At 61.0% G+C, this 18,052-nt stretch carries 13 protein-coding genes and 1 tRNA gene; 2 read left to right on the top strand and 12 right to left on the bottom strand.

The annotated features are described in order from the left end of the window. Positions 1-10 precede the first annotated feature (10 nt). From pqqB to AB4O05_RS02010, 7 genes are all read right to left on the bottom strand, one after another. Positions 11-922 carry a pyrroloquinoline quinone biosynthesis protein PqqB gene (gene pqqB / locus AB4O05_RS02040; RefSeq protein ID WP_460133523.1) on the bottom strand — a complete coding sequence of 304 codons (912 nt, stop codon included), beginning with the start codon at positions 920-922 and terminating at the stop codon, positions 11-13. A 63-nt stretch (positions 923-985) separates the two neighbouring features. Next, positions 986-1,060 (bottom strand): pyrroloquinoline quinone precursor peptide PqqA, encoded by a 75-nt coding sequence (gene pqqA, locus AB4O05_RS02035; RefSeq protein ID WP_003194766.1) that lies wholly within the window; start codon positions 1,058-1,060, stop codon positions 986-988. Positions 1,061-1,219: 159 nt separating this feature from the next. Next, entirely contained in the window at positions 1,220-3,589 is a 2,370-nt protein-coding gene (gene pqqF, locus AB4O05_RS02030) for a pyrroloquinoline quinone biosynthesis protein PqqF (RefSeq protein ID WP_460137708.1), read from the bottom strand. 59 nt (positions 3,590-3,648) lie between these two features. After that, the gene (locus tag AB4O05_RS02025) at positions 3,649-4,443 is read right to left on the bottom strand and encodes a carbon-nitrogen hydrolase family protein (RefSeq protein WP_460133524.1); all 795 of its coding nucleotides are present in this window, start codon (positions 4,441-4,443) and stop codon (positions 3,649-3,651) included. An 11-nt stretch (positions 4,444-4,454) separates the two neighbouring features. After that, positions 4,455-6,137 carry a flavin monoamine oxidase family protein gene (locus AB4O05_RS02020; RefSeq protein WP_460137710.1) on the bottom strand — a complete coding sequence of 561 codons (1,683 nt, stop codon included), beginning with the start codon at positions 6,135-6,137 and terminating at the stop codon, positions 4,455-4,457. Positions 6,138-6,303: 166 nt separating this feature from the next. Next, entirely contained in the window at positions 6,304-6,750 is a 447-nt protein-coding gene (locus AB4O05_RS02015; RefSeq protein WP_032883895.1) for an Lrp/AsnC family transcriptional regulator, read from the bottom strand. Positions 6,751-6,786: 36 nt separating this feature from the next. Next, positions 6,787-7,656: a LysR family transcriptional regulator gene (locus tag AB4O05_RS02010; RefSeq protein WP_460133525.1), complete on the bottom strand. Its 870-nt coding sequence runs from the start codon at positions 7,654-7,656 to the stop codon at positions 6,787-6,789. Between the two features lie 113 nt (positions 7,657-7,769). Between AB4O05_RS02010 and AB4O05_RS02005 the strand changes: the two genes are divergently transcribed. Next, positions 7,770-8,195, top strand: coding sequence for a VOC family protein (locus AB4O05_RS02005; protein ID WP_460133526.1), 426 nt, complete (start codon positions 7,770-7,772; stop codon positions 8,193-8,195). A gap of 102 nt (positions 8,196-8,297) precedes the next feature. On the opposite strand, the gene AB4O05_RS02000 is transcribed toward AB4O05_RS02005, so the two are convergent. From AB4O05_RS02000 to rpsU, 5 genes are all read right to left on the bottom strand, one after another. Then, positions 8,298-8,374 (bottom strand) — tRNA-Ile (locus AB4O05_RS02000). Positions 8,375-8,389: 15 nt separating this feature from the next. After that, the gene (locus tag AB4O05_RS01995) at positions 8,390-12,133 is read right to left on the bottom strand and encodes an EAL domain-containing protein (RefSeq protein ID WP_460133528.1); all 3,744 of its coding nucleotides are present in this window, start codon (positions 12,131-12,133) and stop codon (positions 8,390-8,392) included. 136 nt (positions 12,134-12,269) lie between these two features. Further along, a complete protein-coding gene (gene rpoD / locus AB4O05_RS01990) occupies positions 12,270-14,120 on the bottom strand; it encodes an RNA polymerase sigma factor RpoD (protein WP_460133529.1) in 1,851 nt (616 codons plus the stop codon). Between the two features lie 67 nt (positions 14,121-14,187). After that, the gene (dnaG, locus tag AB4O05_RS01985; RefSeq protein ID WP_460133531.1) at positions 14,188-16,158 is read right to left on the bottom strand and encodes a DNA primase; all 1,971 of its coding nucleotides are present in this window, start codon (positions 16,156-16,158) and stop codon (positions 14,188-14,190) included. A gap of 444 nt (positions 16,159-16,602) precedes the next feature. Further along, positions 16,603-16,818 carry a 30S ribosomal protein S21 gene (gene rpsU / locus AB4O05_RS01980; RefSeq protein WP_002551877.1) on the bottom strand — a complete coding sequence of 72 codons (216 nt, stop codon included), beginning with the start codon at positions 16,816-16,818 and terminating at the stop codon, positions 16,603-16,605. Between the two features lie 202 nt (positions 16,819-17,020). Here rpsU and tsaD point away from each other — a divergent pair, with 202 nt between their 5' ends. Continuing rightward, positions 17,021-18,046: a tRNA (adenosine(37)-N6)-threonylcarbamoyltransferase complex transferase subunit TsaD gene (tsaD, locus tag AB4O05_RS01975; protein WP_460133532.1), complete on the top strand. Its 1,026-nt coding sequence runs from the start codon at positions 17,021-17,023 to the stop codon at positions 18,044-18,046. The last annotated feature ends 6 nt before the right edge of the window (positions 18,047-18,052 follow it).

The raw sequence follows: 18,052 nt of genomic DNA, 5'->3' as shown, positions 1-18,052 counted from the left end.
AAGCCCGCTCCTACAGTTCGATGCTCATGCCGTCGTAAGCCACTTCGACATTGCGCCGCGCCAGTTCGGCCCGCTCAGGGGAGTCTTCATCCAGGATCGGGTTGGTGTTGTTGATGTGGATAAGCACCTTGCGCTGCTCTGGCAGTTGCTCCAGCACTTCGAGCATGCCGCCTGGGCCATTCTGCGCCAGGTGGCCCATCTCGCGGCCGGTACGGGTGCCAACGCCACGGCGCTGCATTTCATCGTCGTCCCACATCGTGCCATCCACCAGGAGGCAATCGCTGCCGGCCATGATCTCCAGCAACGGCGCGTCGACCTTGCCCAGGCCTGGGGCGTAGAACAGTTTGCCGCCGGTGCGCAGGTCTTCGACGATCAGGCCGATGTTGTCGCCTGGGTGCGGGTCGAAGCGGTGCGGCGAATAGGGCGGCGCGGCGCTGCGCAGCGGCAGCGGGGTGAAGCGCAGGTTCGGGCAGGCGGGGATGGTGAAACGGGTGTCGAGCTCGATACGGTTCCAGGCCAGGCCGCCGTTCCAGTGGGTGAGCATGGTGAACAGCGGGAAGCCGGTGCTCAAGTCTTCAAAGACCATGTCGGTGCACCATACCGGATGCGGGCAACCTTCGCGCAGGCTGAGGAGCCCGGTGGTGTGGTCGATCTGGCTGTCCATCAGGATGATCGCGCTGATGCCGGTATCACGCAGGGCGCGGCCGGGCTGCATCGGTGCAAAGCCCTGCAACTGCGCGCGAATGTCCGGTGAGGCATTGCACAGTACCCAATTCACGCCATCGTCGGAGAGTGCGATGGACGACTGGGTACGCGCCAGCGCCCGCACGCTGCCATTGCGAAAACCTGCGCAGTTCACGCAGTTGCAGTTCCACTGCGGGAAACCACCGCCGGCGGCGGAACCTAGAATCTGGACAAACATGGTCGCTCCCTTCTCAAAACAAAAACGCCCCGGGCAAGCCGAGGCGTTGTAGTACCCAGCGGATTAACGGCTGGCGAAGTACATGGTGACTTCGAAACCGATGCGCAGATCAGTGTAAGCAGGTTTGGACCAGGTCATATTCTTACTCCTACGAAGGGATGGGACGTTTACTACCAAGTAATACATATAGTCCACCTCCAGTCGGAGATGTTCAGATGTATGCGTATGAATGTTACTCAATTATTCTCAAGTTAGCGCTGTCTTGGTGGAAAAAGCCTGTTGCATGCCTGGCAATGATCAGCCTGCGGGCGTCCAGGCGTCCGAAATACGCGGGCCGTTGGCCACGCAGTGCCAGCCGCCCTCGGCGTCGTTCAATTGTTGCGCGGCGCGCAGCAGGTCCTCGCGGGTGAGGTTTTCGATGCAGGCTTGCAGGTGCGACAGGTAACCCGACGGATGGCCGGCCAAGTGGGCATGCCACAACAGCTCGGCGGCTTGGGCGAGCGGCAGTGTCTCGGTGGAAAACTGCTGCGCAAGGGCCTGGTTGCCAAGGCCATCATGGTGGCTGATCAACGTCGGTAATTGCGCGAGGAAGGTTTGCAGGTGATCGACAAGCCCCGCCACGGACACGCAGGGGGACTGCACGCCAAACAGCAGGCCGGTTTGCCCATTGATCTGTCGGACACCGCTGAACACGGCGTAGCCCAGTTGCAACTCGACACGCAGGCGCTGGTAGAACGGCGCTTGGAGCAGATGCCCGAGCAGTCGCCACGCGGCTTCGTCGGCCAGGGCCTGGCCGGGTGTCGGGCAGAACAGCAGCAAGGCGGCTTCGGTGGTGTCGGTTTCTACTGCATGCCACAGGCGTTGACCGCTCAGGGCCTGGCCACGGTACTCAAGGGGCGCGGCATGTCCGGGCAGGCGTGCGGCGGCGGTCTTTATCAGTGCTTCACTGGCGGCGGGAAAACCTATGGCCAGCCCTTGCCAGCGCGCGGTGGCCCACGAGGCAGGCTGCTCAGCCGCCTCGGGATGCGCCCCCGCGCAGCATGCCGGGAGTGCCTTCAGCAGCGCTCGGATCGCGATCATTGGCGTCGGAGCGGGGCAGTCCTCTTGCGCCTGGCTCAGGCTCCGGGCCAATACTTCCAGAACGGCCGGCAGCGGCTCATGCAGCCCGACCATCTTGACCAGCCAGTCATTGCCGCTGGTTTCGAACGCCAACTCGACCCCCGCCTGGCGGGCATTTTCGCGCAAGGGTTGCAAGCTGTTCTCCAGCCCGGTCGGCGCGGGCGCATCAAACCGCCAGAGCAGGTACAGCGCGCCTTCGTCGCCGTCGTCCGTCAACGCCGGGGTGAATATCAGTGCCGACACCTCGCGGCGTCCCCGTGAGCGGTCCTGGGCAAAGGTGCGTAGGCCCCGGTGAGCGCTGGTCTGCCCACGAATCAAGCCGGCGCGCTCTTCCTTGACGGGCGGGCGCAGGAACGGGTTGCCCGGCGGTAGCCGCCAAGGGTGCACAGAGGCTGGCAGGTCCAGCGAACCCAGCATGGCCTTGAGCGCCGCGACGCCACGGTCGCAAAGCGCTTCGCTGTCATTTCTGGCCAATGCCAGGGCCCCCTGGGTCTGTTGTTGGCGAGCGTTCAGCAAGGCGAACTCTTCGCGCAGTGAGGTCCAGTCGCTGTGTGCGAAAAAACTCAGCCAGTCATGCAGCAGTGTGCCGATCTGTGGCGTCGATGCGGTCTGTGGGGCGAGTGTCACGTCGATATCCAGCAGCGCTTGGCCGGCGTAGTGGTATGGCACGGTGGCCTGCAAAGCGATGGCCAGTTGCCGGGTTTTCAGTTCCGCCAGCAGCCCGCCCGGTGCCGGGGCGTTGAGCCAGGTGCACAGAAACTCCAGTGCTTCACGGGGGGCGTCAGCGGTGATGACCTGGTGCAGGTGGCTGTTGGTGGTGTGTTGGTAACTTCGGGCTTGGCCTTGCATCAAGGCAGGGGCGGGCGCTTGTGGATGCAAGGGGCCGCTGAGCAGTTCGGCACTGAACCGCTGCGCCAGCGCTTCGAGCTCCGCCGGTGACTGCGGCCCGGCCAGGCTCAAGGTCATTTGCCCACTCTGATAGAAGTGTGCGTGGAATGCCTGCAAGGCGTGCTGAAAGGCCTCACGTTCCACTGGCAGGGTGTCGCGGTTGCCCGCATGAAAGCCGCGCAGCGGATGGTCCGCCGCCAAGCCTTGCAGCAACGCCACCTGCTGCTGAGCCTTGGCATCCTGAGACCAGGCGACATATTCCGCGTGCAGCACTTCGCGCTCACGCAGTTGATCTTCCAGCGCCAGGCGTGGGTGGGCCAGCATGTCCGCCAGGCGTTCCAGCCCGGCGGCGAAGGTTGGTACGGGCAATTCAAAGAAGAAATCCGTGGTGCGCTCGCGGGTGCTGGCATTCACCTGACCGCCGTGGCGTTGCACGTAGGCCATCAGCCCCTCACTTGTGGGAAAGCGCTCGGTACCCAGAAACAACAAATGCTCGAGAAAATGCGCCAGCCCCGGCCAGGCCAGCGGCACGTCATGGCTGCCGGCAGCCACCCTTAACGCTGCCGCGCAACGCTTCAAGCGCGGCGCATGGCGCAGGGAAACCCGCAGGCCGTTGGCCAGGGTCAGATGCAGGGGGTGAGGGTAGACCGGCGCAGACATGGGCACTTCCACAACGTAGGAAGTGGACATGCTAACAAACCGCTGGCCAACCCGCAGGGTCAGGGCTTGTGCAGCGTGCCGTACAGCTCGGGGCGACGGTCTTGCAGGTAGTGATTGGCGGCGCGTGCGTCGAGGATCGATTGGCGATCCAGCGTGCCGACGATCAGCGCTTCATCCAGGCCCGCCTGGGCGATTCGCAGACCATTCGGCGCGGCAATGCTGCTTTGCCCGCAGTACCGGATCTCGCCTTCCTGCCCGCAATAATTTGCATAGGCCACGTAGCACTGGTTTTCAAAGGCCCGCGCCCGCACGGTGACGTCGGCGACAAAGTCGAAGGGCACCATATTGGCGGTGGGTACCAGGATCACCTCGGCACCGCCCAGTGCCAGGCGCCGGGTGTTTTCCGGGAACTCCAGGTCGTAGCAGATCAGCAATCCGAGCGTCCAGCCATTGAGCTCCACCAGCGGGAAGTCATCGTCGCCGGCGCTGAACATCGCGTGATCCAGATCGCCGAACAGATGGGTCTTGCGGTAGTTGCACAAGCGTTGGCCGTGGGCGTCGATCAATTGCACGGCGTTGTAGATCTGCCCGTCCTTCGCCCGCTCCGGATAGCCGTACACAATGGCCAACCCGGCACTCTGCGCCAGTTGCGCAATCGCCTGGGCGGATGGACCGTCCTGGGCTTCGGCCAAGGCACCGACGGCCTCGGCACCGATGTTGTAGCCAGTGAGGAACATCTCCGGCAACACCAGCATATCGGCGCCGGACGCTTCGTGCGCCAGCTGGTGCAGGCGTTTGAGGTTGCCGGCCACGTCCAGGGGCAGCGGCGGGCATTGGTACAGGGCGATACGCATGGGGCAGCTCCTTAATCGGCCAGGGCGATTGGCCCGATCTCGTCGAACACGTCGCCTGGCCCAGGGTTCTCGGCGTGGGTGCTGCCACCGAAGTGGGTCATGATGCCCCACACCGCGTTCAGCGAGGTCTGTACGGCGCCTTCGACCCAGGCCGGGGTCCAGGAAACGTCGTCGCCGGCGATGAAAATCCCGCGTTGCTCGGCCGGCATGTCCTTTTGCATGAAGTGTGCGTACATCCGCTGATTGTAGCGATAGTGGCCGGGCAACGCGCCTTTGAAGGCGCCGAGGAAATGAGGGTCGGCCTCCCAGGACACAGTGATCGGGTCGCCGATGATGCGCGCCTTGATATCGACTTTCGGGTAGATCTTGTTCAGGGCGTCCAGGGCCAGTTTCACCCGCTTATCGATGGGCTGCGGGAGCATTTTCAGCGCGTCGCTCATCCAGGAATACGACAGGCAGATCACTCCCGGCTTGTCGTCGCCGTTGTCGAACAGATAGGTGCCACGGGTCAGGCGATCGGTGAGGGTCATGCTCATCAGGTCGCGGCCGGTTTCCGGGTCTTTGTCTTTCCAGAAGGGGCGGTCGACCATCACGAAGGTTTTCGACGACTGCATGTAGCGCGTGCGGTCCAGGGCCATCCACATCTTTTGCGAAAACAGGGTTTCGTCGCACTCGATCTGGGTGGTCAGCAGCCAGCTCTGGCAGGTGGTCAGCACGGCGGCGTATTCGCGGGTATCGCCGTAGTTATCGGTGACCGCGAAACGGCCATGCGCCGCGTGGGCGATGCGCTTGACGCCGGCCCGTGGCGCGCCGCTGTGCAGCGAGCTGAGGCTGGTGCCGGCCGGCCAGTGCGCGCAGCGCTCCGGCACATGGCGCCAGATACCCATGGGCACCTGGGCCACGCCGCCGACCACCAGGTGCTGGTGGTCGTCGCAGTTGGTCATCACCACGCGGAAGATTTCCAGCATCGAGTTGGGGAAGTCCGAGTCCCAGCCGCCGGTACCGAAACCCACCTGGCCAAATACTTCGCGGTGATGGAACGACAGTTTGGCGAAGGCCTTGGAGGTGGCGACGAAATCGTAGAAGGTGCGGTCGTCCCACAGGGGCACCAGCTTATTCCACAGGGCTTTGAGGCGTGGCACATCGCGGTCGCGGATGGCTTGCTGGATATCGCCGAACTGCGAACCGGCCTCCAGGGCGTCGGCCCAGGCGTCAGCCACTTCCTGGAACAATGCAGGTAAGTCGGACAGTTTTTGTGCGTAATGGGTCTGGCCTTCCAAGTCGATCACTGTGCTGCCGGAGGCCGGAGTCAGCGGGTTGGGGAACGGTTTGGTTTCCAGGCCCAGCTTGTCCACATAGTGATAAAACGCGGTGGACGATACAGGGAAGCGCATGCCGCCCAGCTCGGCAATGATGCCCTCGGCACCTTCGAAGGCCTGGGAGCGCAGGCGGCCGCCCATCTTCGAGGCTTCGTACACCACCGGTTTAAGGCCCAGCTTCATCAGCTCGTAGGCGGCTACCAGCCCGGCGATACCGGCGCCGACGATCGCCACTTCGGCGCCATGGTGCTCGGCCGGGATACTGCCCAGGCCGGCGGGATGTTCAATCCAGTCATCAAAAGCGAACGGGAAGTCCGGACCAAAAATGGTGATGGGCTTCTTGCCGTCGGCAGGGTGGCGATTGGTTTTGCTGATGGTGCTGGAAGGAATGCTCATGGCTGACCTTACTGACGACTCGGCGGGGTAACCCGGTTGAGTATAGGAAAAGATGGCAGCCAGTTTAGGGAGCGTTGCGCTCGTTAATAAGACGCAAAGTGTCGTCGTATTGAGTTGTTTTTAGTCATAGTGACGAGATCGGCGGTCATATTGGTTGGCCGCGATCCAGTTTGTTACTGAGGATGATTGAGGTGGTGGTTTTCTCCACGCCATCGACACTGCCGATCTGGTCCAGCAATTGGTCCAGTTGCTCCGGTGAGTCGGTGCGCAGCCAGGCGACGTAATCGAACTCACCGCTCACCGCGCATAACTGCTGCACCTGCGCCATCGCGCTCAGCCTGCGCAGCACTTCCTTGCCCGACCGCGGCTGTACGGTGATCCCTACATAGGCCTGCAAACCGCCGTCGGCGACGCGTTGGCCGAGGCGCACGCCATAACCGGTGATGACCTGGGTTTTCTCCAGGCGCGCCAGGCGCGAGGTCACCGTGGTGCGCGCGATGCCCAATTGCCGGGCAAGCATGGCCACGCTTTCGCGGGCATTGATTTGCAGCGCGGCGATCAACTGGCGATCGATTTCATCTAGGACGGGCAAGGGAAGCTCCGGTACGGACGGCAATGGGAGGGCATGTTACAGGCTTGCGTCGGCAAGCAGGCAGCGGGCAAACAGCTGCGGCACCGGCAGATGACGTTGGCTGTAACGGCTTAGCAGGATGATTTCACGGTAAAAAGTCAGGTTGCCCAGCGGGATTATCCTGACCTGGCACGGGCGCTCCAGCCATAGGCCTGCTTGAGGAATCAGCGACACGCCGAGGCCGCACTCAACCATTTTGACGATGGCTTCCAGTTCGTCCAACTCCAGCGCCACCTGCACCTCGAGCTTTTGCTCGCGCAGAAACCGGCTCACCAAACGACCGCCAAACGACGCGCGGTCGTAGCGCACATGGGGTTGGGTGCTGAGCAAATGCAAAGGATCGTCGCCCGCCAGGGTGCGCGGCACCACCAGCGCAAACGGCTCCTTGCGTAACTGCTGTACATGCAGCTCCTTGGGCAGGTCAAAGGGCGGGCGGATGATGATCGCCGAATCCAGCTCGCCAGCATCCACCTGGCTCAACAGCTCCAGGGACACCCCAGGCACCAACTTGCACTCGACGGTCGGCGCGGCCTGGCGCAAACGCACCAGTGCCTGGGGCAGCAGGCCGGTTTGAGCGGTGGTGATGGCGCCGACTTTCAACTCACCCCGGTATTCATTGGCATCCACCGGCACCGCCATGCGGTTGAAGGTCTCGAGGATCTCCCGGGCCAAGGGCAGCGCACGCAAGCCGGCCGCATTCAGCGTGGCCTGGCGCCCGGTACGGTCGAACAGTTGCACCCCCAGCGCTTGCTCCAACTGCCGAATCTGCGCACTCACTGCCGACTGCGTCAGCCCGACATGCATGCCCGCCGCCGCAAACGTGCCATGGCGGGTTACCGCGATAAAGGTCTTCAACTCACGCAGCATGAACGTCTCGATTCATCGAAATAATTTGAGCTCGATGTAAAAACTATCGTCTTTTCATCGCATCGAGCAAGGCTAAACTCGACGAATCCAAATGCCCTCAGAGGTTTGACCTGATGACACTCGCTCCTTTTCACCTGGCAATTCCGGTATTCGACCTAGCCGCTGCAAGGCACTTCTACGCTGACATCTTCGGATTGGAGGAGGGGCGCTCAAGCGAACACTGGGTCGACTTCAACTTCTTCGGCCACCAACTGGTGATCCACGAACACCCGAAAACCGCCTCCCAGGAAGCCGCTCACACCAACGCGGTCGACGGCCACGATGTACCCGTGCCGCACTTTGGCGTAGTCCTGGGGTGGGACGACTGGCATGCCCTGGCGGACCGGTTGCAGGCGCGGCACACCCAGTTTGTGCTGGAACCGCATATTCGCTTCAAGGGACAGGTGGGGGAGCAGGCGACGCTGTTCTTGTTTGACCCGTGCGGGAATGCACTGGAGTTCAAGGCGTTCAAGGATATTGGGCAGTTGTTTGCGAAGTGATCAAGCGTCCAGGAAAGGGGACGTTTTGTGGGCGCTTCTGGTTCGCCCTCGGGTACCGCCCTGCCAGACACACAAAAGCCGCGCAATGCGCGGCTTTGGAGTTGGTGGGCCCACACGGACTTGAACCGTGGACCAAAGGATTATGAGTCCTCTGCTCTGACCAACTGAGCTATAGGCCCTGAATAGGTCGCGGATTATAACGATGGTTTCTCCACTGTGCTATCCGAAAAATCCTTAACGCTCATATGAAGGAAGGTCGCCGCAAAAAGTTCGGGCGGCAGTGGCAGGCTGACGATGTAGCCTTGCATCTGTTGGCAGCCCTCGGCCGCGAGGAAAGCTTGCTGCGCGGGGTTTTCCACGCCTTCGGCGATGATGGTGAATTGCATGCTGTGGCCCAGGGCGATGATGGCGCGCACGATGGCGGCGTCGTGGGGGTCGTCGGGCAGGCCGCGGACGAAGGATTGGTCGATTTTCAGGAAGTCCAGTGGCAGGCGCTTGAGGTAGCTGAGGGACGAATAGCCGGTGCCGAAATCATCGATCGCCAGTTGTACGCCCAGGCGCTTGAGTTGGTGCAGCACTTCCAGCGCTTCTTCGGCCTGGCTCATGATGAAGTTTTCGGTGATCTCCAGTTGCAGGCAGCCGGGTTCAAGGTGGTAGTCGCGCAGCAGTTGTTCGATACGCGACAGCAGGTTGGGATGGCGCAACTGGGCGCCGGCAAGGTTGACCGACAGGGGGCCGAAATCCTCGAAGGTACCTTGCCATGCGTGCAGTTGCCGGCAGGCCTGTTCCAGTACCCAGTCACCAATCTGCAGGATCATGCCGTTCTCTTCGGCCAGGGGGATGAAGTGTTCGGGCTGCACGTCCCCAAAGGTCGGGTGGTGCCAGCGGATCAAGGCTTCGGCGCCGATCAGTTCCTGGGTTTCCAGGCTGAGTTTGGGTTGGTAGTAGAGGCTGAACTCATTGCGCTCGATGGCGCGGCGCAGCTCATGTTCCAAGGCGACGCGCTCATTGGCCTGGGCAGTGAGGTCGCGGGTATAGCACTCGACCCGGTTACGGCCCTTGGCCTTGGAACGGTACATGGCGGCGTCGGCGTTCTTGACCAGGGTGGCGACGTCGGTGCCGTCTTGGGGGTACAGGCTGGTGCCGATGCTGGCGCTGATAAAGAACTCGTGCTCGCCGGCCTGGAACGGCGGGGTGAAGCAGTCCAGTAGTTTATTGGCCAACTGTTCGGCATCACTGGCATGTTGCAGGCCGGGCAGCAGGATGATGAATTCATCGCCGCCCAGGCGAGCAACGGTGTCGATGTCTCGCAGTTGGTCCTTGAGGCGTACGGCAATGTCTTTGAGCAACAGGTCGCCGATCGGGTGGCCGAGGCTGTCATTGATGTGTTTGAAACGGTCCAGGTCGAGGAACAGCACCGCGCCCTGTTTACCGGTTTCCTGATGGCCGTTGAGAGCGGCCTGCAGCCGGCTTTCAAATAGGGTGCGGTTGGGCAGGCCGGTCAGCGGGTCGTGGTGCGCCTGATAATCGAGGCGCGCCTGGGCGAGCTTGAGGCTGGAGATGTCGGCAAACACCGCAACGAAATGGGTGATCAATTGGTCACGGTTGCGCACGGCGCTGATGGTCAGCCAGCAAGGGTACAGCTCGCCGTTCTTGCGACGGTTGGAGATTTCGCCCTGCCAATGGCCGTGGGCCGTCAACTGGTGCCACATCGCCGCATAGAACGCGCTGTCATGCAGGCCAGAGGCAAGCAGGCGGGGGGTGTGGCCAAGGGCTTCGGCTTCGCTGTAGCCGGTGATTTCACTGAAGGCGCGGTTGACGGCGCTGATGTTCTGCCGGATGTCGGTGATCAATACGCCCTCGGCGGTACTCTCGAAGACGGTGGCGGCCTGCTGCAGTTTTTCCTGCATCAGCTGGCGCTCGGTGATATCCCGGGCGATGGTGAGCATGCAGTCGTCGTCGCCAATGGGCAGTGGGCGGCTGGACACCTCGCACAGCCGTATCATGCCGTCGGCGCGACGGATATGGCAGATGAAGTCGCGTACAAATCCGTCGCGGTGCATCAGTTCCAGCATGTGCTTGCGTTCGTTGAGGTCGGCCCAGATGCCCAGTTCCAGGGTCGACTGGTCTATTGAGGTGGTACTGGGATAGCCAGTGATACGACTGAAACCGTCGTTCACCTCAATCAGCAGGCCATCGCGTTGGCGGCTCAGCAGCAAGCCGTCGGGAGAGGCATGAAAGGCTTTGGCGAATTTCTCTTCGGAGGTTTGCAGCTGTTGCTGGGTTTCCTTGAGTTGAGTGATATCGCGTACCACCATCACGATGGCCTCGACGGTATCGAGCTGGAACGGCTCAGCCGAAATGAGCCCGGTAAAGGCTTGGCCGTTGTTGCGCCGAAAGGGCATTTCCAGATTGCGAATGCTGGTGGTCTGCAGCCGTTGCAGCAGTTCGGGGCCGATGCCGTCGATGCCCCAGATATTCAGCTCGGTAGCGGTTCTGCCGATGACCTGTTCGGCGAGCAGGCCGATCTGGTCCTCGAACGCCTTGTTCACTTCCAGCAGGCAGCCATCGGAAAGCCGCGCGATCACCAGAATGTCCGGGCATTGCTGGAATACCGAGGCAAATTTCTGTTCGGACAGTTGCAGCGCCTCTTCGGTGCGCTTGGCCTCGCTGATATCAATCATCAAGCCGCGTAGCACGGGCTCATGCCCGTGTTCGATCAGGCTGACAATATCGCGCACCCATAAGCAGCGGCCGTCGGCGGTGATCACTCGGTAATCAATGCTGTGATCGCGCTTGGCGCGGGTTTCACGGTAGCAATAGGCTTCGGCACGGAGCAGGTCGGCGGGGTGGATAATGTTGCGCCAGAAGCCAGGGATCAGCCAGTGGTCGCGCGGGTAACCGAGCAGATCCTCGGCGTGGGGTGACACGTAGCTGTAGGTGAAGTCGGTGATGCTGGCTTCCCAGGCGATGGCCGACAAGCTCTCCACCAGCCCGCGATAATGGTATTCGCTGCTGCGCAGTTCCTGTTCAAGGTCGACGCGCCGGGAAATTTCCGAGCTGAGCCGGCGGTTGATCCGAATCACGACGGCCAAAACGGTACTCAACAATAGTACGGCGGGCAGGCCGTATATCAGCAAGTCGTTCCAGAAAGTACGGTTATCGGTGAAGTTGCCCACCCAGTGCTGATGAATCGCGTTGGTTTCGTCCGGGCTGAGGTCGGCAAGGACTTTGTCCAGGATGCCCACCAGCATCTTGTCGTCGTGGGGTACGCCCATCGCCAATTGATAGCGGTAGGGCGTTTCGCCACTGACGTATAGGCCGTCGAGCTTGAGTTCTCGCAGGCTCCAGACGCTGGACGCCAGGTCGCTGACCACCGCGTCCACTTCACCGGTGGCCAGGGCCTGCAACGTGGAGCTGGCATTGGGCAGGGCTACCAGGTTGAGGTCAGGGTGATGGGTGCGCAACAGCTCGTGGGGGGCGTAGTTTTCTACCACGGCGATCTTCAATCCATAAAGGTCCTTGAGATTGCGTGGGCGCGCTCCGCCTTCGTGGGCAAGAATGACCATCGGGAAGTCGATATAGGGCCGCGTGAAGGCCAGGTAGTTCTGACGTTCCGGGGTCGACATGATGCCGGGGATAAGATCGAGCTGGTTGTTGCGGGCCATCTCCAGGACGGCGCTCCAGCTCGGCGCCTCGAGTATCTTGACCCTGACGCCCAGGCGGTCCTGGATCAGGCGTACGTGATCGGCCGACAAACCTTGATAACGTCCATTTTCATCAAGGAACTCGAAGGGGGGCCAGGAGGCGTCTACTCCAAGGCGTAGCTCCTGATGGTCCGCCAACCAGCCACGCTCATCATCAGTGAGAGTCAACGCGCCAGCCGTTGCGGTCCAGGTCAGCAGCGACAGCAGTATCACGGTCGGCAGTCTGGGCATAACGGTCTCGTTATGGCACGGGGAATGTTTCGAGTGTAGACGGGCATTTCGGGAGGGGGAGTGCTGCGTGTCAGTGAATCTGTACAAAGTCGTTCGTAGAAAGCAAAACCCCCGGCCAGGGCCGGGGGTTTTGGGATCACTCGTCGAGGAAGGAGCGGAGATGCTCGCTTCGCGTCGGGTGGCGCAACTTGCGCAATGCCTTGGCTTCGATCTGACGGATCCGCTCGCGGGTCACGTCAAACTGTTTACCGACTTCCTCAAGGGTGTGGTCGGTATTCATGTCGATGCCAAAACGCATGCGCAGTACCTTGGCTTCACGGGCGGTGAGGCCGGAGAGTACATCGCGTGTCGCTTCCTTGAGGCTCTCAACGGTGGCGACATCGATTGGCGACTGCATGGTCGAGTCTTCGATGAAGTCACCCAGGTGGGAGTCTTCGTCGTCGCCGATCGGGGTTTCCATGGAGATCGGCTCTTTAGCGATCTTCAATACCTTGCGGATTTTATCCTCAGGCATTTCCATGCGTTCGCCCAGCTCTTCCGGGGTCGGTTCACGGCCCATTTCCTGCAACATCTGCCGGGAAATACGGTTGAGCTTGTTGATGGTCTCGATCATGTGCACCGGAATACGGATGGTGCGGGCCTGGTCGGCGATCGAGCGAGTGATCGCTTGACGGATCCACCAGGTGGCATAAGTCGAGAACTTGTAGCCGCGACGGTATTCGAACTTGTCCACAGCCTTCATCAAGCCGATGTTGCCTTCCTGGATCAGGTCGAGGAACTGCAGGCCACGGTTGGTGTACTTCTTGGCGATGGAGATCACCAGACGCAAGTTCGCTTCAACCATCTCTTTCTTCGCGCGGCGGGCCTTGGCCTCACCGATCGACATGCGACGGTTGATGTCCTTGATCTCGGCAATCGTCAGACCGGTTTCGGTCTCGAGTGCGCTCAGCTTCTGCTGGCAACGGATGATGTCCGGCTGCAGGCGACCGATGGCTTCGGCGTACTTCGCCTTGCCTTTGGCCAGGGCCTCGGTCCAGCTTTCGTCAACTTCGTTGCCCGGGAACTGGCGCAGGAAGTCAGTACGCGGCATGCGCGCATCACGGACACAGAGCTGCATGATCGCACGCTCTTGTGCACGCAGACGCTCAAGGGCGCTACGAACGCGCTCAACCAGGCCTTCGAATTGCTTCGGTACCAGCTTGATCGGCATGAACAGCTCAGCCAGGGCCAGCAGCTCGGCGATTGCCTGCTTGTTGGCGCGACCGTGCTTTTTCAGGGCCTTGCGGGTGATTTCCATTTGATCGGAAACCGCCCCGAAACGCTGGGCAGCGATGATCGGGTCTGGGCCGCTTTCGACTTCATCTTCGTCGTCACTGCTGGCTTCGGCGTCGTCGTCTTCGGCGTCGTCGTCCGCTTTCGCGGCTTTCGGGTCGACCGGCGGCGGTACTTCGGCAGCAGGTGGCGCAATGCCGTCGTCCGGGTCGATATAACCGCTCAGGACGTCGGACAGGCGGCCACCTTCGGTGGTGACGCGAGTGTACTCGGAGAGAATGTGGTCAACCGTGCCAGGGAAGTGCGCGATTGCGCCCATCACTTCACGGATGCCCTCTTCGATACGCTTGGCGATTTCGATCTCGCCTTCGCGCGTCAGCAACTCGACGGTACCCATTTCACGCATATACATGCGCACAGGGTCAGTCGTGCGACCGATGTCGGTCTCCACCGCGGCCAGTGCGGCAGCGGCTTCTTCAGCGGCTGCCTCATCGGTATCGGCGTCGGCCAACATAAGGGCGTCCGCATCCGGAGCACTCTCGTGTACGGGGATCCCCATGTCGTTAATCATGCGGATGATGTCTTCCACCTGCTCAGGATCTGAAATATCCTCAGGCAGGTGATCGTTGACCTCTGCGTAAGTCAGATACTTCTGCTCACGACCCAGGGTGATCAACTCTTTGATACGAGACTGCTGTTGCGCTTTTCCGGACATAACACCCTATCCACTGAAGGTCTTGGCGGGCAAAAAACAAGCCGAGGATTATACCCGAGCTATGACCTCACACGCCAGCTGAGGTCGGGTTTGATGCGGAAACATTCTGTTTTAAGAGGTCGCGCATCTGTTTTGCTATCTGAATTTGCTCTTCAGCCGATAATCCCGGCTGCCTCGCTCTCTTGATGAGTTCATCGAGGGTCTGCGTATGCTGACCCGCGGATAACCTAGTAATGGTGTCTAAAAACTGTTGTTCAAGGTTATCGCCGTCAATTAGCCACTCCTTTTCCGCGAGGGCTTTGAGCAGGCGGCCTTGTTCCGTGCCATGCCAGCGAGCCATCAGCTGAATAGAGTTTAGCTTAGGATTTTTCTGCACAGCCTCGATCAATGCGATCAGTACCTGTGCGTAGGTGTTGCTTTCGTTGGCAAAATGTTCGGCACTCTCAACCTTGCCCGCCAATTGCGGGTGGTGGATGAGCGTGCGCAGGGCAATCAGTGTGGGGGCTTCTACCGCAACCGGTGTGCGCGGAGCATAGGGCTCATCGCGATCACCGCGCTTGCCGTTCTTGCTCCAGGGTTTCTTGTCCCACTTCTTGCCGCCCGCGCCGGGTTTCTTCGGTGTCCACTCCTGCTGGGGCGCATAGGCTTCCTGCGGTTGGTGGAAGTCGGCATAGTCCGGCATGGCGTCGTAGTCCATGCCTGGGTCATAGGCGGGGGGCGCGTCCTGTGGCGCGCTATGCACCAGCTGGGTGACGGCTTCCCCGCTCAATCCGGTAATTTCCAGCAGGCGCTGGCGCATCAGGGTGCGCAGGTTGGCGCCCGGTACTTTGTCGATGAGCGGCGCGGCGAGGGTGGCCATATGGGCCTTGCCTTCGAGGGAGCGCGGGTCGGCTTCTTCGGTCAGTTGCTGGAAGAAATAATCCGCCAGCGGCTGCGCGTGTTGATTGATGCGCGCGCGGAATGCGTCGGTGCCTTCGGAGCGCACCAGGGTGTCCGGGTCTTCGCCTTCGGGCAGGAACAAAAAGCGCGCGCGGCGCCCATCCTGCAGGCTTGTCAGCGTGGCTTCGAGGGCGCGCCAGGCAGCGTTGCGGCCGGCCTGGTCGCCGTCGAAGCAGAACAAGACGCTGGGCACCACGCGGAACAGGCGCTTCATGTGTTCTTCGCTGGTGGCGGTGCCGAGGGTTGCCACCGCGTTGCGTAAGCCTTGTTGCGCGAGCGCGATCACGTCCATATAGCCTTCAACCACGATGATTTCATCGAGGTTGCGGTTGTTTTTGCGCGCTTCGAACAGGCCGTAGAGCTCCTGGCCCTTGTGGAACACTGGTGTCTCCGGGGAGTTCAGGTACTTGGGCTTGTCATCTCCCAGAACCCGGCCGCCAAAGGCGATGATGCGGCCACGGCTGTCGCGGATCGGGAACATCACGCGGTCGCGGAAGCGGTCGTAGCGTTTGCCGGTCTCGGCGTTTTCCACCAGCAGGCCGGCGTCGATCATGGCTTTTTGCTGGAGGGTGTCGCTGCTCAGGTGCTTGTACAGGTTGTCCCAGCCAGGCGGAGCGAAACCCAGGCCGAAGTCACGGGCGATTTCACCGGTAAGGCCACGGCCCTTCAGGTAATCGACGGCGGCCTTGCGCTGTGGATGGCTTTTAAGTGCCTGGCGGTAAAAGTCGGCCGCAGCGGTCAGCAACGGATAGAGCGGCGAATCGGTGGGTTGCCGTGGTTTGTGTGGGCGGCCACTTTCTTCGCGGGGGATTTCCATGCCGGCGGCTTTCGCCAGTTCCTCGACGGCCTGGGGGAAGTCCAGGTTGTCGTGGTCCATGATGAAACCGAGGGCATTGCCACCCGCGCCGCAGCCGAAACAGTAGTAGAACTGCTTGTCGGGGCTGACGCTGAACGACGGGGTCTTTTCCTTGTGGAACGGGCAGCAGGCAGTGTAGTTCTTGCCGGCCTTCTTCATTTGCAGGCGCGAGCTGACAACATCGACGATGTCGGTGCGGTTCAGAAGGTCGTCAATAAAGCTCTGGGGAATCAGCCCGGCCATGGCGTTCTCGTCATCACTGCGTGTAAATGAGGGCCCATGAAGTGTTCAAGCGCACGTATCGAACGGCTTGATCAGCAATCGTCTGCTTGGGCTGTCAGGAAGTGTATCTGCCGAACATTCACTGACGTTAGTGTCTATCCAGTGGTCGGCGAAGAAATGTTGCCCTGGCATCCGGTATTGGCCAATGGTGGGCCACGGAAGCTTATCGATGGGCACAGCCGACCGGTTGATCGCCTGATTAAAGAATAAGTGTGCTCGTCAGTAGCCTTGTTAGGCTCGTCAGAAGAGACGTGCACCGCTGGCAGAAGAGCCAGTCCTGACGTGTGAAGCGGTGTCTCGGTCGCGTGTGCGGCGTCGACGGTGAAGCATCAAGCGATATCCGCAAATGCCAATAGCCCGGCTGAGGGCCGGGCTTGGCAGAAGCTTGCTACGAACGTCTGTGTATTAGTACAGACGAACGGCGCGACGCTGCTCGCGCTGAACTTTCTTGGCGTGACGCTTAACAGCGGCTGCTGCTTTGCGCTTACGCTCAGAAGTTGGCTTCTCGTAAAATTCGCGGCTACGAACTTCAGCCAGAACACCGGCTTTTTCGCAGGAGCGCTTGAAACGACGCAGAGCTACGTCGAAGGGTTCGTTCTCTTTTACTTTGACGGCTGGCATCCAGAGCTACCTTCTTTCATTACCGGGATCAACGTTCTCGTCGCAAAAAATTCGCGGCTGAGGTCGTCGGTTTTTAAGGGTTGCGGATGTTAACCCCTCATTGACCGGAATGCAAAGCCTCTGATCGAAAACCGCTAGTCGGGAGGGGGAGTGGCGACTATTATGCGCGCCTTCGAATTCAGCCTCTACAAGGCGCAAACCCATGCTAGTACTGGGACTTGAAACCTCCTGCGATGAAACCGGTGTCGCCCTATACGACAGTGAGCGCGGGCTTTTGGCCGACGCACTGTTCAGTCAGATCGACCTGCACCGCGCCTATGGCGGCGTGGTGCCGGAGCTGGCCAGCCGTGATCACGTCAAGCGCATGCTGCCGTTGATTCGCCAGGTGCTGGACGAGGCGGGCTGTGTAGCGACCGAGATCGATGCGATCGCTTATACCGCCGGCCCCGGATTGGTTGGAGCCCTTCTGGTTGGGGCCTCTTGCGCCCAGGCGCTGGCGTTTGCCTGGGGGATTCCAGCCCTGGGCGTGCACCACATGGAAGGCCATTTATTGGCGCCCATGCTGGAAAAAACACCGCCGCAGTTCCCGTTCGTCGCTTTGTTGGTTTCGGGGGGGCATACGCAGTTGGTTCAGGTCGACGGGATCGGTCAATACACGCTTCTGGGCGAGTCCCTGGATGACGCCGCCGGCGAAGCATTCGACAAAACTGCGAAGATGATGGGCCTCAATTATCCCGGTGGTCCGGAAATCGCCCGTCTTGCTGAAAGCGGTGTTGCTGGCCGCTACACCTTCCCGCGCCCGATGTGTGATCGGCCGGGCCTGATGTTCAGCTTCAGCGGCCTGAAAACCTCGGCGCTCAATACCTGGCAGCAGAGCGTCAGCGCCGGGGACGACTGTCAGCAAGCCCGTTGCGACATCGCGCTGGCGTTCCAGCAGGCGGTGGTGGAGACTTTGACCATCAAGTGCAAGCGGGCCCTGAAGCAGGCCGGCATGAAGCGTCTGGTGATCGCTGGCGGTGTCAGCGCCAATAAGGCTTTGCGCGCTTCACTGGAGAAAATGCTCGGCGACATGAAGGGGGATGTGTTCTACGCCCGTCCTGAGTTCTGCACCGACAATGGCGCGATGATCGCCTATGCCGGTTGTCAGCGCCTGCAAGCCGGGCAGCACGAAAGCCTGGCGATCAGCGTGCAGGCGCGTTGGCCGATGGAGCAGTTGTCGCCGTTGTAAGGCACA

The organism is Pseudomonas sp. S1_G07 (genome assembly GCF_054668565.1).
This window is presented reverse-complemented; position numbering and strand designations above follow the sequence as displayed.

What these genes read in the sequence shown, in the direction of transcription:
- pqqB (WP_460133523.1), bottom strand. Translation starts at nt 922, where the DNA reads ATGTTTGTCCAGATTCTAGGTTCCGCCGCCGGCGGTGGTTTCCCGCAG.
- pqqF (WP_460137708.1), bottom strand. Translation starts at nt 3,589, where the DNA reads ATGTCTGCGCCGGTCTACCCTCACCCCCTGCATCTGACCCTGGCCAAC.
- AB4O05_RS02025 (WP_460133524.1), bottom strand. Translation starts at nt 4,443, where the DNA reads ATGCGTATCGCCCTGTACCAATGCCCGCCGCTGCCCCTGGACGTGGCC.
- AB4O05_RS02010 (WP_460133525.1), bottom strand. Translation starts at nt 7,656, where the DNA reads ATGCTGCGTGAGTTGAAGACCTTTATCGCGGTAACCCGCCATGGCACG.
- AB4O05_RS02005 (WP_460133526.1), top strand. Translation starts at nt 7,770, where the DNA reads ATGACACTCGCTCCTTTTCACCTGGCAATTCCGGTATTCGACCTAGCC.
- AB4O05_RS01995 (WP_460133528.1), bottom strand. Translation starts at nt 12,133, where the DNA reads ATGCCCAGACTGCCGACCGTGATACTGCTGTCGCTGCTGACCTGGACC.
- rpoD (WP_460133529.1), bottom strand. Translation starts at nt 14,120, where the DNA reads ATGTCCGGAAAAGCGCAACAGCAGTCTCGTATCAAAGAGTTGATCACC.
- dnaG (WP_460133531.1), bottom strand. Translation starts at nt 16,158, where the DNA reads ATGGCCGGGCTGATTCCCCAGAGCTTTATTGACGACCTTCTGAACCGC.
- rpsU (WP_002551877.1), bottom strand. Translation starts at nt 16,818, where the DNA reads ATGCCAGCCGTCAAAGTAAAAGAGAACGAACCCTTCGACGTAGCTCTG.
- tsaD (WP_460133532.1), top strand. Translation starts at nt 17,021, where the DNA reads ATGCTAGTACTGGGACTTGAAACCTCCTGCGATGAAACCGGTGTCGCC.